The following is a 25,732-nucleotide window of genomic DNA, read 5'->3' as shown; positions in this document are numbered from 1 at the left end:
AGATAGACCATGGCTAAAGTGAGCATGATCGAGCGCGAGAAGAAGCGCCAGCGTCTGGTCGCGAAGTTCGCCGCGAAGCGCGAGGCGCTGAAGGCGATCGCCAACGACCAGTCGCTTCCGATGGAAGAGCGCTTCAAGGCGCGCCTGAAGCTGGCCAAGCTGCCGCGCAACTCGTCGCCGACGCGCCTGCGCAACCGCTGCGAGGTCACGGGCCGTCCGCGCGCCTACTATCGCAAGCTGAAGATGTCCCGCATCGCGCTGCGCGATTTCGCCTCGAAGGGCGAGATCCCCGGCATGGTGAAGTCGAGCTGGTGAGGAGATAGCAGATGTCTGTGAACGATCCTCTCGGCGATATGCTGACCCGCATCCGCAACGCGCAGATGCGCGGCAAGTCCACCGTCCGCACGCCGGCCTCGAAGGTCCGCGGCTGGGTTCTGGACGTTCTCAAGGCCGAGGGCTACATCCGCGGCTACGAGAAGGTGCAGAACGAGCGCGGCCTGCCCGAGTTCGAGATCTCGCTCAAGTACCATGACGGCGCGCCCGTGATCCGCGAGATCAAGCGCGTGTCCAAGCCCGGCCGCCGGGTCTACATGGGCGTGAAGGAGATCCCGCAGGTCCGCCAGGGCCTGGGCGTCGCCATCGTCTCCACGCCGAAGGGCATCATGTCCGACGCGCAGGCCCGCACCGACAATGTCGGCGGCGAGGTTCTGTGCACCGTGTTCTGAGGAGGCCGCGATGTCCCGCATCGGCAAGAAACCTGTCGAACTGCCCTCGGGCGTGACCGCCCACGTGTCGGGTCAGACCATCGAGGTCAAGGGCCCCAAGGGCGTGCGCAGCTTCACCGCCACCGACGACGTGAGCCTCGTCGTCGAGGACAACGTGGTGAAGGTGGTTCCGCGTTCGAACTCCAAGCGCGCGCGCCAGCAGTGGGGCATGTCCCGCACCCAGGTGCAGAACTGCGTCACCGGCGTGACCGAGGGCTTCAAGAAGCAGCTCGAGATCCAGGGCGTCGGCTACCGCGCCCAGGTTCAGGGCAAGGTTCTGAAGCTGTCGCTCGGCTACTCGCACGACGTGGATTTCCCGATCCCGGAAGGCGTGCAGATCGTCTGCGCCAAGCCCACCGAGATCGAGGTGTCCGGCATCGACCAGCAGCTGGTCGGCCAGGTCGCCGCGAACATCCGCGAGTGGCGCCGCCCCGAGCCCTACAAGGGCAAGGGCATCCGCTACAAGGGCGAGTACATCTTCCGCAAGGAAGGCAAGAAGAAGTAAGGACGACAGCCATGGCGAACAGCAAGAGAACCTTGTTCCAGAAGCGCCGTCTGCGCGTCCGGAACCATCTGAAGAAGCATGCGGGCGGCAAGCCGCGCCTGTCGGTGCACCGCTCGCTCAAGAACATCTCGGTGCAGGTCATCGACGACGTTCAGGGCCGCACCCTGGCGGCCGCCTCGACGCTCGAGAAGGCCCTTGGCCTGGTCGGGCGCAACAACGTCGAGGCCGCGGCGAAGATCGGCGCGGTGATCGCCGAGCGCGCCAAGGCCGCCGGCGTCGAGGAGGTCGTTTTCGACCGCGGCGGTTACCTCTATCACGGGAAGGTCAAGGCGCTTGCCGACGCCGCCCGTGAAGGCGGTCTGAAGTTCTAAGGAGGCGAGCATGGCAAGGGAAGACAACCGCCGGGATCGTCGTCGCGACCGCGACGAAGAGCCGGAATTCGCCGATCGCCTCGTCGCGATCAACCGCGTGTCCAAGACCGTGAAGGGCGGCAAGCGCTTCGGCTTCGCCGCGCTGGTGGTCGTGGGCGATCAGAAGGGCCGCGTCGGCTTCGGCAAGGGCAAGGCCCGCGAGGTGCCCGAGGCGATCCGCAAGGCCACCGAGCAGGCCAAGCGGCAGATGATCCGCGTCCCCCTGCGCGAGGGCCGCACCCTGCATCACGACATGGAAGGGCGTCACGGCGCCGGCAAGGTGGTGATGCGCACCGCGCCCCAGGGCACCGGCATCATCGCCGGCGGTCCGATGCGCGCGGTGTTCGAGATGCTGGGCGTGCAGGACGTGGTGGCCAAGTCGATCGGGTCGCAGAACCCCTACAACATGATCCGCGCCACCATCGACGCCCTGACCAGCGAGCAGTCGCCGCGTCAGGTCGCCGCGCGCCGGGGCAAGAAGGTCGCCGACATCCTGCCCAAGCGCGACGAGGCTCCGGCTTCGGCCGAAGCCCAAGCCTGAGGAGCTGACCAATGGCCAAGACCATCGTCGTCAAGCAGATCGGCTCGCCGATCCGCCGCCCCGCGGTCCAGCGCCAGATCCTGATCGGGCTGGGCCTCAACAAGATGCACAAGACGCGCGAGCTGGAGGACACTCCGGCGATCCGCGGCATGGTCGCCAAGATCCCGCATCTGGTTGAAATCGTCGAAGAGCGCGGCTAAGCGTTCGTTGCCTTCCGGCGCCCGCGGGCGCCGGAAGCGATTCAGGATCGAGGTCGAGGGTCCGGCGCGATGACGCCGCGGCGGACGTCCGACAAGAAGGAGACAGCGTCATGAAGCTTCACGAACTGCGCGACAATCCCGGCGCCGCCCGCAAGGCCAAGCGCGTGGGCCGCGGCCCGGGCTCGGGCAAGGGCAAGACCGCCGGTCGCGGCATCAAGGGTCAGAAGTCCCGCTCGGGCGTGGCCATCAACGGGTTCGAAGGCGGCCAGATGCCGATCTATCGCCGCCTGCCCAAGCGCGGCTTCAACAACCCGTTCCGCAAGGAATTCGCCGTCATCAACCTGGACGGCCTGCAGAAATTCATCGACGCGGGCAAGCTGGACGCCGCGGCGCTCATCGACGAGGACGCGCTGGTCGCCTCGGGGCTGGTGCGCCGCAAGCTGGACGGCGTGCGTCTGCTGGCGCGCGGCGAGCTCAAGCAGGCGGTGAAGCTGAAGATCGCCGGCGCCTCGAAGGCCGCCGTCGCCGCGGTCGAGAAGGCCGGCGGCGCGATCGAGCTGACCGCGCCGGCCAAGGCCGCCGCCGAGCCGGCCGCCGAGTGACGCGGGCGGGCGCGTGCGGCCCCGTTCCGCGCGCCCTGCCGTCAGGTTTGCGCCGCCGCGGTCCGCAAGGTCGCGGCGGCGTTTTTCGCGAATGAAGGCTATGGAGGCCTGAACACATGGCGTCTGCTGCGGAGCAAATGGCGGCCAACCTGAGCTGGAGCACCTTCGGCAAGGCCAAGGATCTGCAGAACCGCATCTGGTTCACGCTCGGGCTGCTGATCATCTATCGGCTGGGCACCTACATTCCCATGCCCGGCATCGACCCGGTGGAGCTGAGCCGCTTCATCGAGCAGACGAGCTCGGGCATTCTGGGCGTGTTCAACATGTTCGCCGGCGGCGCGGTCAGCCGCATGGCGATCTTCGCCCTGGGCATCATGCCCTACATCTCGGCGTCGATCATCATGCAGCTGCTGACCTCGATGGTCCCCGAGCTGGAGAAGCTCAAGAAAGAGGGCGAGTCGGGCCGGCGCAAGATCAACCAGTATACCCGCTACGGCACGGTCGTTCTGGCCACGGTGCAGGCTTACGGCATCGCCGTGGGCATGGAGGCGCAGGGCCTGGCGACCGATCCGGGCTGGTTCTTCCGCGCCACGGCGGTCATCACCCTGGTCGGCGGAACCATGTTCCTGATGTGGCTGGGCGAGCAGATCACCGCACGCGGCATCGGCAACGGCATCTCGCTCATCATCTATGTCGGCATCGTCGCCGAGCTGCCCGCGGCCCTGGCGCAGTTCTTCGAGCTGGGCCGCACCGGGCAGCTGAGCGTGGCGGCCATGCTGGCGGTGCTGATCGGCGCGGTGGCGGTGATCGCCGGCGTGGTGTTCGTCGAGCGCGCCCAGCGCCGGATCCTGGTGCAGTATCCGCGGCGGCAGGTGGGCATGAAGATGTTCGGCGGCGAGAACTCGTTCCTGCCGCTCAAGGTCAACACCGCGGGCGTGATCCCGCCCATCTTCGCCTCGTCGCTGCTGCTGATGCCGGCCACGATCGCCAGCTTCTCGGCCGATGGCGGGGCGGGCGGCATCATGAGCTACGTCGCCGCCTATATGGGCCGCGGCCAGCCGCTCTATCTGATCACGTTCGTGGCGCTGATCGTGTTCTTCGCCTTCTTCTACACCGCCGTGGTCTTCAACCCCGACGAGGTGGCCGAGAACCTCAAGCGCAACGGCGGCTACGTGCCCGGCATCCGTCCGGGCAAGAAGACGGCCGAGTATCTGGACTACGTCCTGAACCGCCTGACGGTGATCGGCGCGGGCTACCTTGCGCTGATTTGTCTCTTGCCCGAATTTCTCATTTCGGAACTCGGCGTGCCCTTCTACTTTGGCGGCACGTCGCTGCTGATCGTCGTCTCGGTGACCATGGACACGGTCACCCAGGTGCAAAGCCACCTGCTGGCGCATCAGTATGAGGGGCTGATCGAAAGATCGAAGCTTCGCGGCAAGGGCAAGAAGGGCAAGGCCGGAGCGAGGAAGCGCTGATGAACATCATACTTCTTGGTCCGCCGGGCGCCGGCAAGGGCACCCAGGCGCGGATCCTGATCGAGGAGCGGGGCATGGTCCAGCTCTCCACCGGGGACATGCTGCGCGCGGCGCAGGCCTCGGGGTCCGAGCTGGGGCGCAAGGTCAAGGACATCATGGCCCGCGGCGATCTGGTCACGGACGAGATCGTGATCGGCCTGATCGCCGAGCAGCTCGAATCGGGCGCCGCCGAGAAGGGGGTGATCTTCGACGGCTTCCCGCGCACGCTGCCCCAGGCCGACGCGCTGGGCGAGCTGCTGGACGCCAAGGGGCTGAAGCTGGACCGGGTGATCGAGATGCGCGTCGACGACGACGAGCTCATCGCCCGCGTCACCGGCCGCTTCACCTGCGGCGCCTGCGGCGAGGTCTATCACGACGTGACCAAGCGTCCGAAGGTCGAGGGCGTGTGCGACAAGTGCGGCGCGAAGGACAGCTTCGTGCGGCGCGCGGACGACAACGAAGAATCCATGCGCAAGCGGCTGTTCAACTACTACCGCGACACTTCGCCCCTGATCGGCTACTACTACGCCAAGGGGCTGCTGCGCACGGTCAACGGCCTGGGCGCGATCGAGGAGGTCGCCGCCGAGATCCGCAAGGCGCTCGACGAATGAGGCCGCCCGGCGGCGCCCGGATCAAGGGTCCGGGCGCCGCCGACGCACGGCCCACACGCGGTTGACACGCGGTTGACTCGGGGCCGGGCGCTTCTATACTGCGCGCTCTCCAAGGCAGGAGAGTCGCCCTCCATTTCACCTCGAGGCGCGATTGCGGGATGACGGCCCTTCGGGGCGAACACGCAACCGGCTGAGTGACGCTCGGTCGGTTTTGGTTTTGAGAAATCACCGCCCCCGGAAGCGGGGGCGCCCGACACGACGGAGCTGAAACTTGGCGCGCATCGCTGGCGTTAACATCCCGACGAACAAGAGGGTGCATGTCGCCCTCACCTACATCCACGGCATCGGAGACACCTCGGCCAAGAAGATCTGCGAGGCGGTCGGCATCGACGAATCCCGCCGCGTGAACGAGCTGTCCGACGCCGAAGTCCTCGCGATTCGCGAGCACATCGACGCCAACTACACGGTCGAGGGCGACCTGCGCCGCGAGGTGTCGATGAACATCAAGCGGCTCATGGATCTGGGCTGCTATCGCGGCCTGCGCCATCGCCGCGGTCTGCCGGTGCGCGGGCAGCGCACGCACACCAACGCGCGCACCCGCAAGGGCCCGGCCAAGCCGATCGCCGGCAAGAAGAAGTAAGGAGGCGGACAGATGGCTCGCGAAAAGCAGCGCCTGAAGCGCAAGGAGCGGAAGAACATCTCGTCGGGCGTGGTCCACGTGAATTCCTCCTTCAACAACACCAAGATCCTGATCTCGGACGCGCAGGGCAACGCGATCGCCTGGTCGTCGGCCGGCGCGATGGGCTTCAAGGGCTCGCGCAAGTCCACGCCCTATGCGGCGCAGGTCGCCGCCGAGGACGCCGCCAAGAAGGCGCAGGAGCATGGCATGCGCACCGTCGAGGTGCAGGTTCAGGGCCCCGGCTCGGGCCGCGAAAGCGCCCTGCGCGCGCTTCAGGCGGTGGGTCTGGTCGTGACCTCGATCCGCGACGTCACGCCGATCCCGCACAACGGGTGCCGGCCGCCCAAGCGCCGCCGCGTCTGACGCGCCGCGACAAGCATGATGGGCCCGCTCTGGACCGGAGCGGGCCGGTCTGCGTTCTGACGGACGCGCGAACAAAACGAATTCCTCGGGGCGTCCGGAACGGCGGGATCCCGTCCGGGCAGGAATGGAGGACCAAAGCATGATCCACAAGAACTGGCAGGAGCTCATCCGGCCGAACGGGCTCGAGATCAAGCCCGGCGACGATCCGGCGCGCCAGGCGGTCGCCATCGCCGAGCCGCTCGAGCGCGGCTTCGGCCTGACGCTGGGCAATGCGCTGCGGCGGGTGCTGCTGTCGTCGCTGCAGGGCGCGGCGATCACCTCGATCCAGATCGACGGCGTGCTGCACGAGTTCTCGTCGGTCCCCGGCGTGCGCGAGGACGTGACCGACATCGTGCTCAACGTCAAGGGCGTGGCGGTGAAGATGGAGGTCGAGGGCCCCAAGCGCATCAGCCTGCGCGCCGAGGGGCCGGGCGTGGTGACCGCGGGTCAGTTCGAGGTGACCAACGGCATCACCATCCTCAACCCCGACCACGTCATCTGCCATCTTGACGAGGGCGCCAAGTTCCATATGGAAGTCACCGTCAACACCGGCAAGGGCTACGTCTCGGCCGACAAGGCCAAGGTCGAGGACGCGCCGATCGGCCTCATCCCGGTCGATGCGCTCTACTCGCCGGTGCGCCGCGTGTCCTACAAGGTCGAGCCGACCCGCGAGGGGCAGGTGCTCGACTACGACAAGCTGACCCTGACGGTCGAGACCGACGGCTCGGTCGCGCCCGAGGACGCCATCGCCTATGCGGCGCGGATCCTGCAGGACCAGCTGCAGGTCTTCGTCAACTTCGAGGAGCCCGAGGTCTCGGGCCGCCACGAGGAGCAGGACGAGCTGGAGTTCAACCCGCTGCTGCTCAAGAAGGTCGACGAGCTCGAACTGTCGGTGCGTTCGGCCAACTGCCTGAAGAACGACAACATCGTCTACATCGGCGACCTGATCCAGAAGACCGAGGCCGAGATGCTGCGCACGCCGAATTTCGGCCGCAAGTCGCTCAACGAGATCAAGGAGGTGCTGTCCTCGATGGGGCTGCACCTGGGCATGGACATTCCCGACTGGCCGCCCGAGAACATCGAAGAGCTGGCGCGCAAGTACGAAGACCAGTTCTGACCGCCTTCCGGCCGCGCCAGGCGCGGCCGGGCCCCGGGCCCCGCGCCCCAAGGAGGCCTCCGACAGACGAGGCCGGACAAAGCATAACCCTGAAGGAGACACGACATGCGGCACGGCAACGGCTACCGCAAGCTCAACCGGACTCATGAGCACCGCAAGGCGATGTTCGCCAACATGGCGACCTCGCTCATCATCCACGAGCAGATCAAGACCACGCTGCCCAAGGCCAAGGAGCTGAAGCGGATCATCGACAAGATCATCACGCTGGGCAAGCGCGGCGACCTGCACGCCCGCCGTCAGGCTGCCGCGCAGCTGAAGTCGGAAGAGGCGGTGAAGAAGCTGTTCGACGTTCTCGGCCCCCGCTACGCCGAGCGCCCGGGCGGCTACTCGCGCGTGCTCAAGGCGGGCTTCCGCTATGGCGACATGGCCCCGATGGCGATCATCGAGCTGGTCGACCGCGATCCGGCGGCCAAGGGCGCGGCCGACAAGGCCCGCGTCGCCGCCGAAGAGGAAGCGGCCGAAGAGTGACGCCCGGCCCTTCGGGGCGGGAGCATCCGGCAGGGCGCGCGCCGCGGGGCGCGCGCCCTTTTTCGTGCGCCTTTCGCCCGCCTCCGGCGGGGTCTATATCTGGCGCAGGCCGCATCTGGGCCCCACCCGGATGGGCGATGGCATGGCTGCGCCGCGCGCGGCGCTGCACGAAAGGAGGCCGGGCATGAACGACATGGCGCGAAACCTTCGGCGGGCCGGGGCGGCGCTGGCGTTTGCGGCGCTGGCGGCGGGGATCTGGGCCGGCCCCGCGGCGGCCGAGCGCAAGGCGCCCGACGACCGCGCGCAGATCCAGCTGAGCTTCGCGCCCGTGGTCCGGCGCGCGGCGCCGGCGGTGGTCAACATCTACGCCCGCAAGCTGGTCGAGCGGCGGCTCAGCCCCTTCGCCGGCGATCCGTTCTTCGAGCGCCTGTTCGGCGATCTGATGCCGCGGGGCCGGCGGGTCGAGAACTCGCTCGGCTCGGGGGTGATCCTGCGGCCGAACGGCCTGGTGGTGTCGAACCACCACGTCGTGGGCGGCGCCAGCGAGATTCGCGTGGTGCTGCAGGACGGGCGCGAATTCGACGCCGAGGTCATTCTGGACGACCAGCAAAGCGACCTTGCCGTGCTGCGCCTGGCGGGCGCGCGGGGGCTGCCGGCGCTCGAGCTGCGCGATTCCGACGCGCTCGAGGTCGGCGACCTGGTGCTGGCCATCGGCAATCCCTTCGGCGTCGGGCAGACCGTGACCAGCGGCATCGTCTCGGGGCTGGCGCGCTCGGCGCGCGACGGGCGCGGCTATTTCATCCAGACCGACGCGGCCATCAACCCGGGCAATTCGGGCGGCGCGCTGGTGGACATGTCGGGGCGGCTGGTGGGGATCAACACCATGATCCTGTCGCGCTCGGGCGGCTCGAACGGCATCGGCTTCGCCATCCCGGCCGAGCTGGTGCGCCAGGCCGTGACGCAGGCCGAGCAGGGGCGCAGCGCCCTCATGCGTCCCTGGAGCGGCATCGAGGTGCAGCCGCTGGACGAGACGCTGGCCGAGGCGCTGGGCCTCGACCGGCCGCGCGGGCTGCTGGTCGAGCGGGCGCACCCCCTGAGCCCCTTCGCCAAGGCCGGCCTGCGGCGCGGCGACGTGATCGTGCGCGTCGCGGGCGGGCAGGTCTCTTCTCCGGCCGAGCTCGAATTCCGCCTTGCCGCGCGCGGCGTCGGCGCGACGGCCGAGGTCGTCTGGCTGCGCGACGGCAATCGGCGCAAGGCGCGGCTGCGCCTGATCGCCGCGCCCGAAGAGCCGCCGCGCGATCCGCGCCGGCTGGGCGGCGACGGGCCTCTGGCCGGGCTCGAGGTCATCAACCTCAACCCCGCGGCGGCCGAGGAGATGGGCCTGCCCTCGACGCTCGAGGGCGTGGCGGTCGTGGGCGCGCCGCCGGGCGCGCTGGCGCTGGGCTTCCGGCCGGGCGACGTCATCCTGGCCGTGAATGGGCGCAAGGTCGCGACCACGCGCGAGCTCGACCGCATCGCGCGCGAGCCCGCGCGCGGCTGGCGCATCGACATCCTGCGCGACGGGCGCGCGGGCGCGCTGGTCTTCCGGGGCTGAGCGCGCATGGCCGACCTGTTCGATCCCGACCCCGCAACGCCCGCCCAGCCGGCCGCGCCCGCCCAGGGCGCCGAGGCCGGCGGCGCGCCCAGGCCGCTGGCCGATCGTCTGCGGCCCGAGCGGCTCGAAGACGTGGTGGGGCAGGAGCACCTTCTGGGCCCCGAGGGCCCGCTGGCGGCGATGCTGGCGGGGGGCGCGCCGTCCTCGCTGATCCTGTGGGGGCCGCCGGGTGTGGGCAAGACGACCATTGCCCGGCTGCTGGCGCGGCGGGTGGACATGACCTTCGTGCAGGTCAGCGCGATCTTCGCCGGCGTGGCCGAGCTGCGCAAGGTCTTCGACGCGGCCCGCGCGCGACGGCTGAACGGGCGCGGGACGCTGCTGTTCGTGGACGAGATCCACCGCTTCAACAAGGCCCAGCAGGACAGCTTCCTTCCGCATATGGAGGACGGGTCGATCGTGCTGGTCGGCGCGACGACCGAGAATCCCTCTTTCGAGTTGAACCGCGCGCTCTTGTCGCGCGCGCAGGTGCTGACGCTGCGCCCTCTGGGCCCCGAGGCGCTCGAGGCGCTGCTGGCGCGGGCCGAGGCGGCGGCGGGGCGCGCGCTGCCGCTCGACAAGGCCGGGCGCGCGGCGCTGATCGCCATGGCCGACGGCGACGGGCGCGCGCTGCTGAACATGGTCGAGCAGCTGTTCGCGCTGGGCGTTCGGCATGTGGGCGCGGACGAGCTTTCGCGCCGCCTGTCGCGCCGCGCGCCGCTCTACGACAAGTCGGGCGACGGGCATTACGACCTGATCTCGGCGCTGCACAAGTCGGTGCGCGCCTCGGACCCGGACGCGGCGCTTTACTGGCTGGCGCGGATGCTGTCGGCCGGCGAGGATCCGCGCTACGTCGCGCGCCGCGTCACCCGAATGGCGGTCGAGGATATCGGCCTGGCCGATCCCTCGGCGGTGCAGCAATGCCTTGCGGCGTGGGAAAGCTACGAGCGGCTGGGCTCGCCCGAGGGCGAGCTGGCCCTGGCGCAGGCCGTGCTGCACCTCGCCCTGGCGCCCAAGTCCAACGCCGCCTACGTCGCGTGGAAGGCGGCGCTGGCCGCCGCGCGCGAAACCGGCTCGATGCCGCCGCCCAAGGCGCTGGTCAACGCGCCCACGCGGCTGATGAAGGAGCTGGGCCACGGCGAGGGCTATGTTTACGACCACGACGCCGAGGACGGCTTTTCGGGGCAGAACTGCTTTCCCGACGGCATGGAGCGGCGACGCTTCTACGTCCCCGTGGAGCGCGGCTTCGAGCGCGAGCTGGCCCGCCGCGCGGCCTGGTTCGAAAAGCGCCGCCGCCAGCGCGCCGCCGAGCGCGGCGAGGAATGAACCCCTTCGTTAACCGTCATTCGGCGGGCATTTTCACGATCGGTTCACGCGGGTGACGGAAAGTCGCCCCGATTGGGGTGACGAGCCGATGTCCGACCAGACCGAGGCGCACGCCGGCGACGGCGCGGCGCAGATCCAGCGCATCCGAAGGCTGGCCTTCGCCGTGGCATGGGCGGCGGGGTTCGAGGATGGCGTGGCCCTGCGGCAGGTGGCGGTCTGGTCGCGGCGCAATCTGGCGCGGGGGGTGACGGGCATGCTGCTGCCCACCGCCGACGGCGCGCTGCAGATGGTCGAAGGCCCCGAGGAGGAGGTGATCGCCGTTCTTTCCGCCACGGCGATCGACCCGCGCGTGGCCTCGATCACCGTCATCTTTCGCGAATGGGATCAGGCGCGCATGGCCCCCGGCGCCGGGCTGGACGTGCGCATGCCCGATCGCGAGGTGACGCTGTTCCACCCCGCCGAGGGCGGCCTGCCGCCGCGCCCGCGCCTCGACGCCAAGGTGCGCGCGGCCGAGCTGCTGGCCGAGGCGCTGGCGCGCGGGCCGCAACTTGGGCCGCTTCCGCTCCGACTCGCTTGACCTTCGCGCGCGGGGGCGTCAACTAGCGCCATGACCTACGCATCCGTCGCCGCGGGGGGCGCGCTTGGCGCGCTGCTCCGCTTTCTCGTGGTCCGCTGGAGCGGGCGGGCCTTCGGCATGGACTTTCCCTGGGGCACCGCGATCGTCAACGTCGCGGGCAGCGTGCTGATGGGCGTGCTGGCCGTCGTGCTGATGGAGCGCGCCCCCGGCGCCTGGCAACGCTTCGCCCCCTTCGCGATGACGGGCGTGCTGGGCGGCTTCACCACCTTCTCGGCCTTCTCGCTCGACGCCGCCTTCCTGATCGAGCGCGGGCGCTTCGGCGCGGCGGCGGCCTACATGGCCGGATCGGTCGGGCTGGCGCTGCTGGGGCTGGTGCTGGGCATGGCGGGCGCGCGCGCGCTTCTTGGCGCGGCGTCATGAGCGGCGTCCAGCACCTGACCGTCGCTCCCGACGAGGCCGACCAGCGGCTCGACCGCTGGCTGCGGCGGCGCTTTCCCCATCTTGGCCAGGGCCGCATCGAGAAGATGCTGCGCAAGGGCGAGCTGCGGGTGGATGGCGGGCGGGCCAAGGCCTCGACGCGGCTCGAGGCGGGGCAGGTGGTGCGCGTGCCGCCGCTGCCCGCGCCCGACCCGCAGACCGACGCGCCGCGCCGCGCCGACCCGCGCCCGGTTTCGGCCGAGGATGCGCGCATGATCCAGGCGCGCGTGATCTATCGCGACGAGCATGTCCTGGCCATCGACAAGCCGGCGGGTCTGCCCGTGCAGGGCGGCTCGGGCCAGAGCCGGCACCTCGACGCGCTGTCCGAGGCGCTGCGCTTCGGCGCGGACGAGCCGCCGCGCCTGGTCCACCGCCTGGACAAGGACACGTCGGGCGTGCTGCTCATGGCGCGCACCGCCCGCGCCGCGCGCGCCCTGGCCAAGGGGTTCCACGGCCGCCGCACGCGCAAGATCTACTGGGCCGCCGTGGCCGGCGTGCCAAGCCCGCGCGCCGGCACGATCAGCTACGGGCTGGTCAAGGCCGGCGGCCGCGGCCCCGGCGGCGAGGGCGAGAAGATGCGCTGCATCCACCCCGACCAGGTCGCCGGCACGCCCGGCGCGAAGCCCGCCGTGACCGATTTCGCCGTCATCGAGGCCGCCGGGCGCCGCGCCGCCTGGGTCGCGCTGGCGCCGGTGACCGGGCGCACCCATCAGCTGCGCGCGCACATGGCCCAGATCGGCCATCCCATCGTGGGCGACGGCAAGTATGGCGGCTCGGGCCAGACCAACGAGGGCGACGGCTGGGGCGCGCAGCTGGGCGGCGCGGTCAGCCGCAAGCTGCACCTTCACGCGCGCAGCCTGACCTTCCGCCACCCGGCGCAAGAGCGCCTCATCACCCTGACCGCGCCCTTGCCCGAGCACATGGCCCGCACCTGGGAGCTGTTCGGCTGGCGCCCCGAAGACGCCCCCGCCGACCCGTTCGAGGAGCTGGGCTGAGCGCTTGCGGGCGGCGGCGCGCGCGGCTATCCATTTCATTCGCAAACCTGACGGAGTTCGCCGTGACAGCCCCCCTGCGACTGGCCGTGTTCGACGTGGACGGCACGTTGATGGACAGTCAGGAATTCATCATCGAGGCCATGCGCCGCGGCTTCGCCGCCGCCGGCCTGGCCGCGCCCGAGGATTCGCGCATCCTGTCCATCGTCGGCCTGTCGCTGGTCGAGGCCGTGAGCGCATTGGCGCCCGATCTGCCCCCGGCCGAGGCCGAGCGCGTGGCCGCGCTCTACAAGCGCAGCTTCATCGACCTGCGCGCCGACAAGGGGGGCGAGGCCTCGGCTCCGCTTTACCCCGGCGCGCGCGAGGCGCTCGAGCGGCTGGCCGCCCGCGACGAGGTGTTCCTGGGCGTGGCCACCGGCAAGGCGCGGCGCGGGCTCGATCACGCGCTGCGGGCTCATGGGCTTGGGCATTTCTTCCACACCACCCACACCGCGGACGAGCACCCCTCCAAGCCGCATCCCGACATGCTGCTCGGCGCCATGCGCCGCACCGGCGTCGCCGCCGAGGCGGCGGTGATGATCGGCGACACCACCTTCGACGTGGCCATGGCGCGCGCCGCCGGCATGGCGGCGATCGGCGTCGCCTGGGGCTATCACGACGCCGAAAGCCTGCGCCAGGCGGGCGCGGCGGCGGTGATCGACCGTTTCGAGGATCTGGACGACGCGCTTCACGCGCTGTGGCAAGCCCGGGGAGCGACCGCATGAGCATGCTGCGCAAACGGTTCTGGAAAGAGGCCCGCGCCGTGCGCCGCCCCGAGGGCTGGGCGGTCGAGCTGGACGGGCGGCCCGTGCGCACGCCCGGCGGCGCGCTTCTGGCCGCGCCGACCGCGGCGCTGGGCCGGGCCATCGCCGCCGAATGGGACGCCCAGGGCGAAGAGGTGCGCCCCGGGACTATGCCGCTGACCCGCTCGGCCAACAGCGCCATCGACCGCGTCGCCGCCCATCGCGAAGAGACGGCGCGCATGATCGCCGAATTCGGCGGGTCCGACCTGCTGTGCTACCGGGCCGAGCACCCGCGCGAGCTGGTCGCGCGCCAGGTCGCGGGCTGGGACCCGCTGCTTGAATGGGCGCGCGCGCGCTACGGCGCGCCGCTGGTCCTGGGGCAGGGCGTGATGCATGTGGCCCAGCCGCCGGCCTCTCTGGCCGCGCTTCAGGCGGCGGTGGCGGCGCTCGATCCGTTCCGCATGGTGGCGATGCACGAGCTGACGACCATCACCGGCTCGCTGATCCTGGCGCTGGCGGTGCTCGAGGGGCGGCTGAGCGCAGACGAGGCCTGGGCGCTCTCGCGCATCGACGAAGAGCATCAGGCCGAGCTGTGGGGGCGCGACGCCGAGGCCGAGGCCGCCGCCGCCCGGCGCAAGTCCGATCTGGACGCCGCCGCGCGCCTGCTGGCGCTGATGGACGACACGAAAGAGGAAGAGCCGCAATGACCGACGCGCCCGACATCCCCAGCCGCGAGACGATCGCCTCGATGTCGGGGCTCGAGTTCATGCGCGCCATTCTCGACGGGCGCCTTCCGCCGGCCCCGATCGCGCAGGTTCTGGGGTATGCGCTGCACGAGGTCGAAGAGGGCCGCGTGGTCTTTCGCGGCAAGGCGCCGGCGCAGGCCTACAACCCCATCGGCTCGGTGCATGGCGGCTGGTTCGGCACGCTGCTCGACAGCTGCATGGCCTGCGCGGTGCAGACCCTGCTGCCCGCCGGGCGCGGCTACACCACGCTGGAATACAAGATCAACATCGTGCGCCCGGTCTTCGCCGACACGGGGCCGATCCTGGCGGTGGGCGAGGCGCAGCATGTGGGCCGGCGCTCGGGCGTGGCGGTGGGGCGCATGATCGGCGAGCAGGACGGCAAGCTTTACGCCACCGGCTCGACCACCTGTCTGGTCTTCGATTTCTGAAGGGGGGGAAGGCGATGAAGCTGCTGCGATGGGGCCCGCGCGGGGCCGAGAAGCCGGGTCTTCTGGACGCCGAGGGCCAGGTGCGCGACCTGTCGGCCCATGTCTCGGACCTGGCGGGCGACGCGGTGTCGCTGCGCGCGCTCGACCGGCTGCGCGCGCTGCGGCCCGAGGATCTGCCCGTGGTCGAGGCCGAGCGCCTTGGCGCGTGCCTTGCATGGGTGCCGAACTTTCACTGCGTGGGGCTCAACTATGCCCGCCACGCCGCCGAGGCGGGCGCCCAGCCGCCGGCCGAGCCGGTGCTGTTCTCGAAGGCGACCACGGCGCTGGCCGGACCGTTCGACCCGATCGTGATCCCCAAGGGCAGCGTCAAGACCGACTGGGAGGTCGAGCTGGGCGTGGTGATCGGCGCCGAGGTCGAGCATGTCTCCGAGGCCGAGGCGCTGTCCTGCGTGGCGGGGTATTGCGTGGTCAACGACCTGTCCGAGCGCGCCTGGCAGCTCGAGGGCACGGGGCAGTGGAGCAAGGGCAAGTCCGCTCCCGGCTTCGGCCCGATCGGCCCCTGGCTGGTGACGGCGGACGAGGTCCCCGACCCGCAGGACCTGCCCCTGTGGCTGGATCTGAACGGCGAGACGCAGCAGCTTTCGAGCACCGCCGACATGATCTTCTCGGTGGCCGAGATCATCAGCTACATGAGCCGCCACATGCGCCTGCGCCCGGGCGACATCATCGCCACCGGCACGCCCGAGGGCGTGGGCATGGGCCAGACGCCGCAGCGTTTCCTGCGCCCGGGCGACGTGCTGGAGCTGGGCGTGACCGGGCTGGGCGATCAGCGCCAGACGGCGCTGGCCTGGCCGGGCTGAGCGGGGGCGGGGGATGGCGGCGCTGCGCCTGACGATCCGCGGGCGGGTGCAGGGCGTGGGCTACCGCGCCTGGGCCGCCGGGCGCGGGCGCGCGCTGGGGCTGCGCGGCTGGGTGCGCAATCTGCCCGACGGCGCGGTCGAGGCCGTGGCCGCCGGCGACCCCGAAGCGCTGCGCGCCTTCGCCGAGGCGTGCCGCGCGGGCCCGCCGGCCGCGCGCGTCGATTCGGTCGCGTCCGAGGAGGCGGACGAATCGCTGGCGGGCGACGCGCCCTTCCACGCCCGCTTCTGACATTCGCACATGATTCGCCGCCCGTGCGGCGGCCCTTCCGGCTGCGCGCCGGGGCTGCGGCGCGGGCATGAACATCGCCCTTCGGTTGTTCTGCGCCGCATCGGCGGGCGCCCCCGGCGGGGCGGCGAAATGCCCGCGCCGGGCCGCCGCCCAATGGCTTGGCGGCATGAAGCGTCAGCACTCATGACCCAACACGCCGCCGCGGCTCCGACGCGCCGCTCGGCGCCCGGGCGGATAGCGCCTTCAGGCGAGGTTCAGCTTGCCGGGCGCTCATAATGTTTCCTGCGAAACCATCGGCGGCGCCATATCCTTAAGGCGCGCGCCGCAGGGCCTGAGCCCGGCCGCGCAAAGATGGCGGGAATGGGGCGAATGCGCGGCGGCGGCAAGGAAGGAAGGTCGCCTTTGCTTACCTTCGCCCCGCGCCCGGCTCCGCAGCCTTGCGGGCCTGCGCGGGCGGGGCGCACTTGACGGGCGTTGAAGGGCCTGTTCATTGTCCGTGATGGGCCAAGGGAGGTCCTGGCCGATCTACGGTCCGGAGGCGCCGCGCGGCGCCTGCCCCCAAACGAACTCCGCGGACCCCAAGCCGCGGTCGACAGAGAGGTGTCACATGAAACATTCGCTGATTCTCGGCGCGGTCGCAGCCATCGGCCTTGCCGCCGGCGCGGCCTCGGCCAACACGCTCGAGGACGTCAAGGCCAAGGGCCATCTGCAGTGCGGCGTCGCCACCGGCGTTCCCGGCTTCGCCTTCACCGACGCCGACGGCGAGTGGCAGGGCTTCGACGTCGCGGTCTGCCGCGCCGTGGCCGCCGCGATCTTCGGCGATCCGAAGGCGGTCAAGTTCACCCCGACCACCGGCAAGACCCGCTTCACCGCGCTCGCCTCGGGCGAGGTGGACATGCTGGCGCGCAACACCACCTGGACCTTCTCGCGCGACACGGATCTGGGCTTCGACTTCGTGGGCGTGAACTACTACGACGGCCAGGGCTTCATGGTCCGCAAGGATCTGGGCGTGACCTCGGCCAAGGAGCTTGACGGCGCCACGGTCTGCATCCAGACCGGCACGACCACCGAGCTCAACCTGGCGGACTTCTTCCGCACCAACGGCATGAGCTACGAGCCGGTGCCGATCGAGACCAACGCCGAGGCGCGTCAGAAGTATCTGGCCGGCGCCTGCGACGTCTACACCACCGACGCCTCGGGCCTGGCGGCCACGCGCTCGACCTTCGAGGATCCGAAGGCGCATGTGATCCTGCCCGAGATCATCTCGAAAGAGCCCCTCGGCCCGCTGGTGCGTCATGGCGACAACGAGTGGGGCGACCTGGTGCGCTGGACGCTCAACGCGCTGATCATCGCCGAGGAGAAGGGCATCACCGCCGCCAACGTCGAAGAGATGGCGAAGGGCACCAACGATCCCGAGGTCAACCGCCTGCTGGGCGCCGAGGGCGAGTATGGCAAGATGATCGGTCTGGGCAAGGACTGGGCCGTGAACGCCATCAAGGCCGGCGGCAACTATGGCGAGATCTTCGCCCGCTACATCGGCGAGGAGACCCCGGTGGGCCTGGCGCGCGGCCTGAACGCGCAGTGGACCCAGGGCGGGCTGCTTTACGCGCCGCCGTTCCGCTGATCCGAACCAGCCGGGCGGGGCGCGCGCCGTCCCGCCCGGATCTTTTGCCGACCGCCGACCGAGGCCCGCCCGCGCGCCGCATCGATCCGCGCGCCCTGGGGCCGGCGGCGCTTACCCCCCACGACAGGTTGAGGGAGCGGGCTGCATGACCGCCGTCACTGACCCTTCGCAGGGAGGATTCCGCATCGGGATGCTCCTGTCGGACACGCGCTATCGCGGCGCGACGATCCAGACGATCGCCCTGATCGCGTTCCTGACCGCCGGCTACTGGCTGGTGGACAACGTCATCAGCAATCTGGCGGCGCTGGGCAAGGACTTCAGCTTCCGGTTCATGACCGAGCCGGCGGGCTATGACATCAACCAGCGGCTCATCGAATACACCTCGCGCTCCAGCCATGCGACCGCCGCGGTGGTGGGCATTCTGAACACGCTGCTGGTGGCGGTGCTGGGCTGCGCCCTGGCCACCGTGATCGGCGTCGTCGCGGGCGTGCTGCGGTTGTCGAACAACTGGATCGTGGCCAAGCTGATGACCGTCTATGTCGAGACGGTCCGAAACATCCCGGTGCTTATCCAGATCCTGCTTCTGGCCGCCGTGTTCGACGAGTTCCTGCCCCATCCCAAGCAGGCGGGCACGCTGTCGCTGTTCGGCCTGGTCGACACGGGCGTCGTGGCCACCAACCGCGGCTTCTACGTGCCCGGCCCGGTCTTTCACGACGGGTCGGCCTGGGTGGTGGGCGCGCTGATCGTCGGGATCCTGCTGTCGATCGGCTATGCGCGCCATGCGCGCCGGGTGCAGCAGGACACGGGCGAGATCCTGCCCGTCCTGCCGGTGCGGCTCGGGCTGATCGTGGGGCTGCCGCTGGTCGTGATGCTGGTCCTGTCGGCCGTGGGCGCGCCGCCGATCACCATGGAATCGCCGGTTCTGAAGGGGTTCAACTTCCAGGGCGGCATCTACATGCGCAACTCGCTGGTCGCGCTGTGGCTGGCGCTGTCGATCTACACCGGCGCCTTCATCGCCGAGAACGTGCGCGCGGGCATCCTGTCGGTGCCCAAGGGGCAGACCGAGGCCGCCTACGCGCTGGGTCTGCGGCCGCGGCGCACCATGCAGCTGGTGATCCTGCCGCAGGCGATGCGCGTGATCATTCCGCCGCTGATCTCGCAATATCTGAACCTGACCAAGAACTCGTCGCTGGCCATCGCCGTGGGCTACATGGACGCAACGGGCACGCTGGGGGGCATCACGCTCAACCAGACGGGCAAGGAGATGGAAACGCTGATGCTGCTCATGGCGTTCTACCTGAGCATCTCGCTGACCATCTCGATGGTGATGAACCTGTATAACGAGCAGGTGAAGCTGGTCGAGCGCACCTCGGCGACGGGCTTCGCGCCGTCGCTGGGCCATCTGCTCAACAACGTCACGGGCCCGTGGCGCAACCTGACCAAGGGCGACGCGCAGCACCAGCCGCTTTACGGCGTGGCGGGCTGGCTGAACCTGGTCGTGCTGCTTTACGGCGCGATTTGGCTTGCGCTGCTGGTCTACCTGTTCCTGATGGACACGCCCGCCCAGCGCGAGCCCTATTTCCTGTGGCCGACCTCGCGGCAGATCGTCTTCCTGGCGCTGACGGCCTCGACCATGTCCGCCTTCCTGACGATCGTGTTCAAGCACTTCCGCGCCATCGACTTCGCCGCGCTGACCCTGGTCCTGTGGGTGGCGGCAAGCCTGCTCGGCGTCGATCTGGACGGGCTTGCGGCCGACCTGCCCGACGGCGTGGTCACCTATGGCGGCTTCGCGGCGCAGGTGGCGGCCATCGCCTATCTGCTGTTCGGCAAGCGGCCGAACCTGACCTATCTCAACCGCGTCAAGGAGGCCGGGTGATGTCCAACGCCAAGTCCGTCGCCTTCGTCGCCACGAAGATGATCCCGCCCTCGCCGCCGCCCTCGGGCAGCGTCGGGCCGATCCACTGGGCGCGCGAGCATCTGTTCCCGACGCCGCTCAACGCCCTGCTGACGCTCGTCTCGATCGCCTTCGTGCTGTGGCTGACGCCCGAGATCATCCGCTGGGCCTTCATCGACGCCGTGTGGAAGGCCGGATCTCTGGCCGAGTGCCGCGAGATCGCGCGCGCGGCGGGCGTCGAGGGGTCGTTCGCCTGCTGGGCCGTGATCAACGAGCGCTTCAACCAGTTCATGTTCGGCTTCTACCCGTCCGAGCTCTACTGGCGCCCGATCCTGGCCTTCGCGCTGCTGCTGGTCGCGCTGGCGCCGGTCCTGTTCGCGCATCTGCCGCGCAAGATGCTGATCTTCTCGGCCGTGTATCCCTTCCTGGCCTACTGGCTGATCTGGGGAGACAGCCTGTGGGCGCCGCTCTCGGCCATGGCGGGCTTCGCGGTGGCCTATGCGGCGTTCCGCGCGCTGAGCGGCGGCGTCGTGCAGCTGGGGCTGGCGGCCGCGGCGGCGGCGGCGGGGCTGGCGGCCGTGCTGTGGTGGCTGTTCGCCGCCTCGTCGGCGGCCGAGGCGATGCAGGCCGTTCTGCCGCTGTCGATCGAGCATGTGGAAAGCGCCAAGCTGGGCGGCTTCCTGCTGGCGCTGATCCTGGGCGTTTCGGGCATCGCCATGTCGCTGCCGCTGGGCATCCTGCTGGCGCTGGGGCGCAAGTCGGATCTGCCGGTGCTCAAGGGCATCTGCGTCGCCTTCATCGAGTTCATCCGCGGCGTGCCGCTCATCACGCTGCTGTTCGTGGCCTCGACGCTGCTCAACTACTTCCTGCCGCCGGGCACCAGCTTCGACCTGATCCTGCGCGTGGTCATCATGGTGACGCTGTTCGCCGCGGCCTACATGGCCGAGGTGATCCGCGGCGGCCTGGCGGCGCTGCCGCAGGGGCAGTACGAGGCGGCGGCGGCGCTGGGGCTGGATTACTGGAAGTCCATGCGGCTGGTGATCCTGCCGCAGGCGCTCAAGATCTCGATCCCCGGCATCGTCAACACCTTCATCGGCCTGTTCAAGGACACGACGCTGGTGTCGGTCATCGGTCTGCTCGACCCGGTGGGCATCATCGCGCCCATGCGCGCGGACTCGAACTGGAACGGCATCGTGTGGGAGTTCTACGGCTTCGTGGCGCTCTTCTTCTTCATCTTCTGCTTCGGCATGTCCCGCTACTCGATGTATCTCGAGGGCAAGCTGAAGACCGACCATCGTTGAGGACCGAACCCATGACCAACACCGCCATCGACACCTCGAACATGGTCGTCTCGGACGAGGTGGCCGTCGAGATCGTGAACATGAACAAGTGGTACGGCGAGTTCCACGTTCTGCGCGACATCAACCTGACCGTGAACCGGGGCGAGCGGATCGTCATCTGCGGCCCCTCGGGTTCGGGCAAGTCCACGCTGATCCGCTGCATCAACCGGCTCGAGGAGCATCAGAAGGGCAAGATCGTGGTGGACGGAATCGAGCTGACCTCGGATCTGAAGAACATCGACAAGATCCGCTCCGAGGTCGGGATGGTGTTCCAGCACTTCAACCTGTTCCCGCATCTGACGATCCTCGAGAACTGCACCCTGGCGCCGATCTGGGTGCGCAAGACCCCGCGCCGCGAGGCCGAGGAGATCGCGATGCATTTCCTCGAGAAGGTCAAGATCCCCGACCAGGCGCACAAGTATCCCGGCCAGCTGTCGGGCGGCCAGCAGCAGCGCGTGGCCATCGCGCGGGCGCTGTGCATGAAGCCGCGGATCATGCTGTTCGACGAGCCGACCTCGGCGCTCGACCCCGAGATGATCAAGGAGGTGCTCGACACCATGATCGAGCTGGCGCAGGAGGGCATGACCATGCTGTGCGTCACGCACGAGATGGGCTTCGCGCGCCAGGTGGCCAACCGGGTCATCTTCATGGACCAGGGCCAGATCGTCGAGCAGAACGAACCCGAGGAGTTCTTCCTCAACCCGCAGAGCGAGCGCACCAAGCTGTTCCTGAGCCAGATCCTGGGGCACTGAAGCGCCGGTTTCGCAAGGATGCGCCCCGCCGCCCTCGGGCGGCGGGGCGCTGCGTTTCGCGCGGCGTCCCTGGCGCGCGACTCGGGGCGGGGCGCCTGGCCTTGGGCGCGGGCACCCTGAGGCCGGAGACGCCTTCCGGGCGTTTGCGCCGGTTCCCACTCGTGTCATGGCTGCGTCCGGGTCGGGTTTTCCGCGCCCTGCCGTTAATTCTGATCGCATTCCCGTTAACTCAGACAGGAATTTGCACTAAAATCGTTTCATGTTTTCTTGATTGGCGAGGCGCTCGCCGCGTTCGTGGTTCGCCGCCTTCTCCGCGTTTCGTTCGCGGGTTTTCAGCCAATGGAGTTTCCAATGACCTTTTCCACCGTTTCGCGCATGGGCGCGCTGTTCGCCGCCGACATCGTCTTCATGGCCCTGCTGGCCGCCGCGATCCATCTGATGCTCTGAAGCCGGGCGCGCGCCCTCGGGCGCGCTTGCGCGCAAGGGCCCCATCCTCTATGACCTGCGCCGACGACAGGGCGCAGGGGGGCCTTTGCGAACATGCCCAGGCTTGTGATGAAATTCGGCGGCACGTCGGTCGCCGATCTGGACCGGATCCGCAACGCCGCGCGCAAGGTCAAGCGCGAGGTCGAGAAGGGCTACGAGGTCGCGGTCGTGGTCTCGGCCATGGCCGGCAAGACCAACGAGCTGGTCGGGCTGGTGCGCAAGGCCGCCGCGACCGAGGGCGAGGGCGAAAGCAGCTTCTACGACGCGCGCGAATACGACGCCGTCGTCGCCAGCGGCGAGCAGGTGACCGCCGGCCTCATGTCCATCGTCCTGCAGGAGATGGGCGTGCCCGCGCGCTCGTGGCAGGGCTGGCAGGTGCCGATCCTGACCAACGCCTCGCACGGCGCCGCCCGCATCGAGGAAATCCGCACCGAAGCGCTCGAGCGCAAATTCGCCGAGGGCCTGCACGCCGTCGTCGCGGGGTTCCAGGGGCTTGGCCCCGACGGGCGCATCACCACGCTGGGCCGCGGCGGCTCGGACACCTCGGCCGTGGCGCTGGCCGCGGCGCTGGGCGCCGAGCGGTGCGACATCTACACCGACGTGGACGGCGTCTACACCACCGACCCCCGCATCACCAAGAAGGCGCGCAAGCTCGAGCGCATCGCCTATGAAGAGATGCTCGAGCTGGCCAGTCTGGGCGCCAAGGTCCTGCAGACCCGTTCGGTCGAGCTGGCCATGCGCTACAAGGTGCGGCTTCAGGTGCTGAGCAGTTTCTCGGACGAGCCGGGCACGCTCGTTTGCGACGAGGAGGAGATCATGGAATCCAGGGCCGTCAGCGGCATCGCCTATGTGCGCGACGAGGCGAAGCTGACCCTCATCTCGGTGGCCGACCGCCCCGGCGTGGCCGCCGCCATCTTCGGCCCGCTGGCCGAGGCGGGGGTGAACGTGGACATGATCGTCCAGAACATCTCGGAAGAGGGGCGCACCGACATGACCTTCTCCTGCTCGGTGGACGACGTGCCCAAGGCCATGAAGGCGCTGCAGGAGGCCCGCGCCAAGGGCGCCATCAACTACCGCGACCTGGTGGCCGACACCGAGGTCTCGAAGGTCTCGGTGGTGGGCATCGGCATGCGCTCGCATGCCGGCGTGGCCGCGCGCATGTTCAAGGCGCTGGCCGATGAGGGCGTGAACATCAAGGTCATCACCACCTCCGAGATCAAGGTCTCGGTGCTGGTGGACCGCAAATACATGGAGCTTGCCGTGCAGGCCCTGCACGACGCCTTCGATCTGGACAAGCCCGCCGACCGGCTGGAAGGCTGACCGACGCATCCAGGCAGGAGGGCCAGGTGCCCGACGACGACGCGCCGACATCGCAGCACGATCCGGGCGCGCAGCGCGGCGAGGGTTCGCGCGCGCTGCTGCGCCGCATGGCCGCCGTCATGGCCGAGCCGGGCGGCCCGCAGGAGCGGCTCGACCGCATCGTGCGCCTCATCGCCGAGTCGATGCGCACGGATGTGTGCTCGATCTATCTGCGCCGCGGCGAGCGCACGCTCGAGCTGTGCGCGACCCACGGTCTGAAGGCCAGCGCCGTGCACGCGGCGCGGCTGCGCGTGGGGCAGGGGCTGGTGGGTCTGATCGCGCAGCGCGCCGAGCCCATCAACACCGCCGAGGCGATGAACGAGCGCGGGTTCCAGTATCTTCCCGAAACGGGCGAGGAGGAATACCACGCCTTCGCCGGCGTCCCCATCCAGCGGCTCGGCGCGGTGCTGGGCGTGCTGGTGGTGCAGAACCGCGCCAGCCGCGTCTTCACCGAGGACGAGATGCACGGCCTCGAGGTCATCGCCATGGTGCTGGCCGAGATGACCGAGCTCGGGGCCTTCCTGTCCGAGGCCGACGCCGACGTGGCCGGCGCGCACCGGCGCCCCTTCTATGCGCGCGGCGTCTCGGGGCAGGAGGGCGCGGCCATGGGCGTGGCGCATCTGCACGAGCCGCGCGTGGCCGTGCAGAACCCCGTCGCCGAGGACCCCGCCGTCGAGCGTGCGCGCCTCGAGGCGGCGATGGAGGCGCTGCGCGGCGAGGTGGACCGGATGGTGACCGGCGATCTGGTCGGCAATCCGGGCGAGCATCGCGACGTGCTCGAGGCCTACCGCATGTTCGCGCATGACAAGGGCTGGCTGCGGCGGATGCTGGAATCGATCGACCGCGGCCTGAGCGCCGAGGTCGCCGTCGAGCGCGAGCAGACCGCCGCCCGCGCCCGGCTCGAGCGCGTCGCCGACCCCTATCTGCGCGAGCGGCTGCACGACCTTGACGACCTTGCCAACCGCCTGATGCGCAAGCTGGTCGGCGACGGCGGGCGCGAGCCGGTTCCCGAGAACGCCGTCCTTGTGGCGCGCAACATCGGTCCGGGCGATCTGCTGGAATACGGGCGCAAGCTGAAGGGCGTGGTGCTCGAAGAGGGTTCCATCGGCTCGCATGCGGCGATCGTGGCGCGCGCGCTGGGCATCCCCATGGTGCTGCAGGCGGCGGGCGTCGCGGCCGAGGCGCGCCCCGGCGACGTGATCCTGGTGGACGGCGACCTGGGCGTGGCGCATCTGCGCCCCGAGGACAGCGTGCTTGCCGCCTTCCGCGAGAAGATGGAGATGCGCGCCCAGGCGCAGGAGCTGTATGAGAGCCTGCGCGACAAGCCCGCCGTCTCGCTCGATGGGCGGCGCATCGCGTTGATGATGAACGCGGGGCTGATGACCGATCTGCCCTCGCTCGAATCGAGCGGCGCCGAGGGGGTGGGGCTTTACCGCACCGAGCTTCAGTTCCTGATCCGCAGCACCGTGCCGCGCCGCTCGGAGCAGGCGGCGCTGTATTCGCGCGTGCTGGACGCCGCGCGGGGCAAGCCGGTGGTGTTCCGCACGCTCGACATCGGCTCGGACAAGGTGCTGCCCTATCTGCAACGCCCCGAAGAGCCGAACCCGGCGCTCGGCTGGCGCGCGATCCGCATCAGCCTGGACCGGCCGATGATCCTGCGCATGCAGATCCAGTCGCTGCTGCGCGGCGCGCGGGGCCGGCCGCTGCGGGTCATGTTTCCGCTGGTGGCCCAGGCGGCCGAGTATTTCGCCGCCCGCGACATGGTTCTGGAAGAGGTCGAGAAGGAGCGCGCCCGCGGCCGCCCGGTCCCGAGCGAGCTGCGCATCGGCGCCATGCTCGAGACCCCCTCGCTGGCCTTCGCGCCCGACGCCTTCTTCCGCGAGGCGGATTTCATCTCGATCGGGGGCAACGACCTCAAGCAGTTCTTCTTCGCCGCCGATCGCGAGAACGAGCTCGTGCGCCGGCGCTACGACACGCTCGACGCGGCGTATCTGCGCTTCGTCGACCTGATCGTGCGCCGCTGCGCCGAGGCCGGAACCGAGCTGAGCTATTGCGGCGAGGATGCGGGCCGCCCGCTCGAGGCGCTGGCGCTGGCCGCGATGGGGGTGCGGGTCCTGTCCATGCGCCCGGCCTCGGTCGGCCCGGTCAAGAGCGCGATCCGCGCCGCCCGGCTGAACGAGGCGCGCGCGGTCATCGACGCCGCGCTGGCCGAGGGCGCGGCGACGCTGCGCGAGGCGCTGACCCGCTGGGCGGCCGAGGCGGGCGTCGTGCGGCCGGGCTGAGCGCGCGGCCTTGAC

28 protein-coding genes and 1 pseudogene are annotated in these 25,732 nt (G+C 69.9%); all 29 read left to right on the top strand.

Annotated features, from left to right (window positions below; all coding sequences use genetic code 11):
- Nucleotides 1–9 precede the first annotated feature (9 nt).
- On the top strand, nt 10–315 hold the full coding sequence (gene rpsN, locus LY05_RS12225) for a 30S ribosomal protein S14 (RefSeq protein WP_072747787.1): 306 nt from the start codon (nt 10–12) through the stop codon (nt 313–315).
- Between the two features lie 11 nt (nt 316–326).
- Nucleotides 327–725: a 30S ribosomal protein S8 gene (gene rpsH / locus LY05_RS12220; RefSeq protein ID WP_091764242.1), complete on the top strand. Its 399-nt coding sequence runs from the start codon at nt 327–329 to the stop codon at nt 723–725.
- Between the two features lie 10 nt (nt 726–735).
- Nucleotides 736–1,269 carry a 50S ribosomal protein L6 gene (rplF, locus tag LY05_RS12215; protein ID WP_072747786.1) on the top strand — a complete coding sequence of 178 codons (534 nt, stop codon included), beginning with the start codon at nt 736–738 and terminating at the stop codon, nt 1,267–1,269.
- An 11-nt stretch (nt 1,270–1,280) separates the two neighbouring features.
- On the top strand, nt 1,281–1,640 hold the full coding sequence (gene rplR / locus LY05_RS12210; protein ID WP_148923340.1) for a 50S ribosomal protein L18: 360 nt from the start codon (nt 1,281–1,283) through the stop codon (nt 1,638–1,640).
- Nucleotides 1,641–1,650: 10 nt separating this feature from the next.
- Nucleotides 1,651–2,220, top strand: coding sequence for a 30S ribosomal protein S5 (rpsE, locus tag LY05_RS12205; RefSeq protein ID WP_072747784.1), 570 nt, complete (start codon nt 1,651–1,653; stop codon nt 2,218–2,220).
- Between the two features lie 11 nt (nt 2,221–2,231).
- Complete coding sequence (gene rpmD, locus LY05_RS12200; protein WP_072747783.1) at nt 2,232–2,420, top strand: 50S ribosomal protein L30; 189 nt, start codon at nt 2,232–2,234, stop codon at nt 2,418–2,420.
- 110 nt (nt 2,421–2,530) lie between these two features.
- A complete protein-coding gene (gene rplO / locus LY05_RS12195; RefSeq protein ID WP_072747782.1) occupies nt 2,531–3,022 on the top strand; it encodes a 50S ribosomal protein L15 in 492 nt (163 codons plus the stop codon).
- 116 nt (nt 3,023–3,138) lie between these two features.
- Nucleotides 3,139–4,497, top strand: a complete 1,359-nt coding sequence (secY, locus tag LY05_RS12190) for a preprotein translocase subunit SecY (RefSeq protein WP_072747781.1) — start codon at nt 3,139–3,141, stop codon at nt 4,495–4,497.
- Nucleotides 4,497–5,147, top strand: coding sequence for an adenylate kinase (locus LY05_RS12185; protein WP_148923339.1), 651 nt, complete (start codon nt 4,497–4,499; stop codon nt 5,145–5,147). The genes secY and LY05_RS12185 overlap by 1 nt, the downstream gene beginning before the upstream one ends.
- Nucleotides 5,148–5,418: 271 nt before the next feature.
- Nucleotides 5,419–5,787 carry a 30S ribosomal protein S13 gene (gene rpsM, locus LY05_RS12180; RefSeq protein WP_072747779.1) on the top strand — a complete coding sequence of 123 codons (369 nt, stop codon included), beginning with the start codon at nt 5,419–5,421 and terminating at the stop codon, nt 5,785–5,787.
- A 12-nt stretch (nt 5,788–5,799) separates the two neighbouring features.
- Nucleotides 5,800–6,189, top strand: a complete 390-nt coding sequence (gene rpsK / locus LY05_RS12175; protein WP_072747778.1) for a 30S ribosomal protein S11 — start codon at nt 5,800–5,802, stop codon at nt 6,187–6,189.
- A gap of 139 nt (nt 6,190–6,328) precedes the next feature.
- Nucleotides 6,329–7,345, top strand: a complete 1,017-nt coding sequence (locus LY05_RS12170; protein WP_072747777.1) for a DNA-directed RNA polymerase subunit alpha — start codon at nt 6,329–6,331, stop codon at nt 7,343–7,345.
- 105 nt (nt 7,346–7,450) lie between these two features.
- A complete protein-coding gene (gene rplQ, locus LY05_RS12165) occupies nt 7,451–7,873 on the top strand; it encodes a 50S ribosomal protein L17 (protein ID WP_072747776.1) in 423 nt (140 codons plus the stop codon).
- Nucleotides 7,874–8,066: 193 nt separating this feature from the next.
- The gene (locus LY05_RS12160) at nt 8,067–9,467 is read left to right on the top strand and encodes a trypsin-like peptidase domain-containing protein (protein ID WP_148923355.1); all 1,401 of its coding nucleotides are present in this window, start codon (nt 8,067–8,069) and stop codon (nt 9,465–9,467) included.
- A gap of 6 nt (nt 9,468–9,473) precedes the next feature.
- Nucleotides 9,474–10,829, top strand: coding sequence for a replication-associated recombination protein A (locus LY05_RS12155; protein ID WP_148923338.1), 1,356 nt, complete (start codon nt 9,474–9,476; stop codon nt 10,827–10,829).
- 88 nt (nt 10,830–10,917) lie between these two features.
- Nucleotides 10,918–11,406, top strand: coding sequence for a BLUF domain-containing protein (locus LY05_RS12150; RefSeq protein ID WP_072747774.1), 489 nt, complete (start codon nt 10,918–10,920; stop codon nt 11,404–11,406).
- 30 nt (nt 11,407–11,436) lie between these two features.
- Entirely contained in the window at nt 11,437–11,826 is a 390-nt protein-coding gene (gene crcB / locus LY05_RS12145; protein WP_148923337.1) for a fluoride efflux transporter CrcB, read from the top strand.
- Nucleotides 11,823–12,878, top strand: coding sequence for an RluA family pseudouridine synthase (locus LY05_RS12140; RefSeq protein ID WP_148923336.1), 1,056 nt, complete (start codon nt 11,823–11,825; stop codon nt 12,876–12,878). Before crcB ends, LY05_RS12140 begins: the two co-directional genes overlap by 4 nt.
- Nucleotides 12,879–12,940: 62 nt before the next feature.
- The gene (locus tag LY05_RS12135) at nt 12,941–13,639 is read left to right on the top strand and encodes an HAD-IA family hydrolase (protein WP_148923335.1); all 699 of its coding nucleotides are present in this window, start codon (nt 12,941–12,943) and stop codon (nt 13,637–13,639) included.
- Nucleotides 13,636–14,364 (top strand): ATP12 family chaperone protein, encoded by a 729-nt coding sequence (locus LY05_RS12130; protein WP_148923334.1) that lies wholly within the window; start codon nt 13,636–13,638, stop codon nt 14,362–14,364. The genes LY05_RS12135 and LY05_RS12130 overlap by 4 nt, the downstream gene beginning before the upstream one ends.
- Complete coding sequence (locus tag LY05_RS12125) at nt 14,361–14,831, top strand: PaaI family thioesterase (RefSeq protein ID WP_072747769.1); 471 nt, start codon at nt 14,361–14,363, stop codon at nt 14,829–14,831. Before LY05_RS12130 ends, LY05_RS12125 begins: the two co-directional genes overlap by 4 nt.
- A 14-nt stretch (nt 14,832–14,845) precedes the next feature.
- The gene (locus LY05_RS12120) at nt 14,846–15,691 is read left to right on the top strand and encodes a fumarylacetoacetate hydrolase family protein (protein WP_072747768.1); all 846 of its coding nucleotides are present in this window, start codon (nt 14,846–14,848) and stop codon (nt 15,689–15,691) included.
- A gap of 13 nt (nt 15,692–15,704) precedes the next feature.
- Entirely contained in the window at nt 15,705–15,980 is a 276-nt protein-coding gene (locus LY05_RS12115) for an acylphosphatase (protein ID WP_072747767.1), read from the top strand.
- 607 nt (nt 15,981–16,587) lie between these two features.
- Nucleotides 16,588–17,604, top strand: a complete 1,017-nt coding sequence (locus LY05_RS12110; RefSeq protein WP_148923333.1) for an amino acid ABC transporter substrate-binding protein — start codon at nt 16,588–16,590, stop codon at nt 17,602–17,604.
- 145 nt (nt 17,605–17,749) lie between these two features.
- Nucleotides 17,750–18,970, top strand: a pseudogene (locus tag LY05_RS12105) (amino acid ABC transporter permease); the annotation flags it as partial.
- 509 nt (nt 18,971–19,479) lie between these two features.
- Nucleotides 19,480–20,799 carry an amino acid ABC transporter permease gene (locus LY05_RS12100; RefSeq protein WP_148923331.1) on the top strand — a complete coding sequence of 440 codons (1,320 nt, stop codon included), beginning with the start codon at nt 19,480–19,482 and terminating at the stop codon, nt 20,797–20,799.
- A gap of 11 nt (nt 20,800–20,810) precedes the next feature.
- On the top strand, nt 20,811–21,590 hold the full coding sequence (locus LY05_RS12095; protein WP_072747763.1) for an amino acid ABC transporter ATP-binding protein: 780 nt from the start codon (nt 20,811–20,813) through the stop codon (nt 21,588–21,590).
- Between the two features lie 540 nt (nt 21,591–22,130).
- Nucleotides 22,131–23,396, top strand: coding sequence for an aspartate kinase (locus LY05_RS12090; RefSeq protein WP_148923330.1), 1,266 nt, complete (start codon nt 22,131–22,133; stop codon nt 23,394–23,396).
- Between the two features lie 107 nt (nt 23,397–23,503).
- Nucleotides 23,504–25,717 carry a phosphoenolpyruvate--protein phosphotransferase gene (gene ptsP / locus LY05_RS12085; RefSeq protein ID WP_148923354.1) on the top strand — a complete coding sequence of 738 codons (2,214 nt, stop codon included), beginning with the start codon at nt 23,504–23,506 and terminating at the stop codon, nt 25,715–25,717.
- Nucleotides 25,718–25,732: the final 15 nt, after the last annotated feature.

The organism is Oceanicella actignis (assembly GCF_008124525.1).
Lineage (GTDB): Bacteria > Pseudomonadota > Alphaproteobacteria > Rhodobacterales > Rhodobacteraceae > Oceanicella > Oceanicella actignis.
This window is presented reverse-complemented; position numbering and strand designations above follow the sequence as displayed.

What these genes read in the sequence shown, in the direction of transcription:
- rpsN (WP_072747787.1), top strand. Translation starts at nt 10, where the DNA reads ATGGCTAAAGTGAGCATGATCGAGCGCGAGAAGAAGCGCCAGCGTCTG.
- rpsH (WP_091764242.1), top strand. Translation starts at nt 327, where the DNA reads ATGTCTGTGAACGATCCTCTCGGCGATATGCTGACCCGCATCCGCAAC.
- rplF (WP_072747786.1), top strand. Translation starts at nt 736, where the DNA reads ATGTCCCGCATCGGCAAGAAACCTGTCGAACTGCCCTCGGGCGTGACC.
- rplR (WP_148923340.1), top strand. Translation starts at nt 1,281, where the DNA reads ATGGCGAACAGCAAGAGAACCTTGTTCCAGAAGCGCCGTCTGCGCGTC.
- rpsE (WP_072747784.1), top strand. Translation starts at nt 1,651, where the DNA reads ATGGCAAGGGAAGACAACCGCCGGGATCGTCGTCGCGACCGCGACGAA.
- rpmD (WP_072747783.1), top strand. Translation starts at nt 2,232, where the DNA reads ATGGCCAAGACCATCGTCGTCAAGCAGATCGGCTCGCCGATCCGCCGC.
- rplO (WP_072747782.1), top strand. Translation starts at nt 2,531, where the DNA reads ATGAAGCTTCACGAACTGCGCGACAATCCCGGCGCCGCCCGCAAGGCC.
- secY (WP_072747781.1), top strand. Translation starts at nt 3,139, where the DNA reads ATGGCGTCTGCTGCGGAGCAAATGGCGGCCAACCTGAGCTGGAGCACC.
- LY05_RS12185 (WP_148923339.1), top strand. Translation starts at nt 4,497, where the DNA reads ATGAACATCATACTTCTTGGTCCGCCGGGCGCCGGCAAGGGCACCCAG.
- rpsK (WP_072747778.1), top strand. Translation starts at nt 5,800, where the DNA reads ATGGCTCGCGAAAAGCAGCGCCTGAAGCGCAAGGAGCGGAAGAACATC.
- LY05_RS12170 (WP_072747777.1), top strand. Translation starts at nt 6,329, where the DNA reads ATGATCCACAAGAACTGGCAGGAGCTCATCCGGCCGAACGGGCTCGAG.
- rplQ (WP_072747776.1), top strand. Translation starts at nt 7,451, where the DNA reads ATGCGGCACGGCAACGGCTACCGCAAGCTCAACCGGACTCATGAGCAC.
- LY05_RS12160 (WP_148923355.1), top strand. Translation starts at nt 8,067, where the DNA reads ATGGCGCGAAACCTTCGGCGGGCCGGGGCGGCGCTGGCGTTTGCGGCG.
- LY05_RS12155 (WP_148923338.1), top strand. Translation starts at nt 9,474, where the DNA reads ATGGCCGACCTGTTCGATCCCGACCCCGCAACGCCCGCCCAGCCGGCC.
- LY05_RS12150 (WP_072747774.1), top strand. Translation starts at nt 10,918, where the DNA reads ATGTCCGACCAGACCGAGGCGCACGCCGGCGACGGCGCGGCGCAGATC.
- crcB (WP_148923337.1), top strand. Translation starts at nt 11,437, where the DNA reads ATGACCTACGCATCCGTCGCCGCGGGGGGCGCGCTTGGCGCGCTGCTC.
- LY05_RS12140 (WP_148923336.1), top strand. Translation starts at nt 11,823, where the DNA reads ATGAGCGGCGTCCAGCACCTGACCGTCGCTCCCGACGAGGCCGACCAG.
- LY05_RS12130 (WP_148923334.1), top strand. Translation starts at nt 13,636, where the DNA reads ATGAGCATGCTGCGCAAACGGTTCTGGAAAGAGGCCCGCGCCGTGCGC.
- LY05_RS12125 (WP_072747769.1), top strand. Translation starts at nt 14,361, where the DNA reads ATGACCGACGCGCCCGACATCCCCAGCCGCGAGACGATCGCCTCGATG.
- LY05_RS12120 (WP_072747768.1), top strand. Translation starts at nt 14,846, where the DNA reads ATGAAGCTGCTGCGATGGGGCCCGCGCGGGGCCGAGAAGCCGGGTCTT.
- LY05_RS12115 (WP_072747767.1), top strand. Translation starts at nt 15,705, where the DNA reads ATGGCGGCGCTGCGCCTGACGATCCGCGGGCGGGTGCAGGGCGTGGGC.
- LY05_RS12110 (WP_148923333.1), top strand. Translation starts at nt 16,588, where the DNA reads ATGAAACATTCGCTGATTCTCGGCGCGGTCGCAGCCATCGGCCTTGCC.
- LY05_RS12100 (WP_148923331.1), top strand. Translation starts at nt 19,480, where the DNA reads ATGTCCAACGCCAAGTCCGTCGCCTTCGTCGCCACGAAGATGATCCCG.
- LY05_RS12095 (WP_072747763.1), top strand. Translation starts at nt 20,811, where the DNA reads ATGACCAACACCGCCATCGACACCTCGAACATGGTCGTCTCGGACGAG.
- LY05_RS12090 (WP_148923330.1), top strand. Translation starts at nt 22,131, where the DNA reads ATGCCCAGGCTTGTGATGAAATTCGGCGGCACGTCGGTCGCCGATCTG.
- ptsP (WP_148923354.1), top strand. Translation starts at nt 23,504, where the DNA reads ATGGCCGCCGTCATGGCCGAGCCGGGCGGCCCGCAGGAGCGGCTCGAC.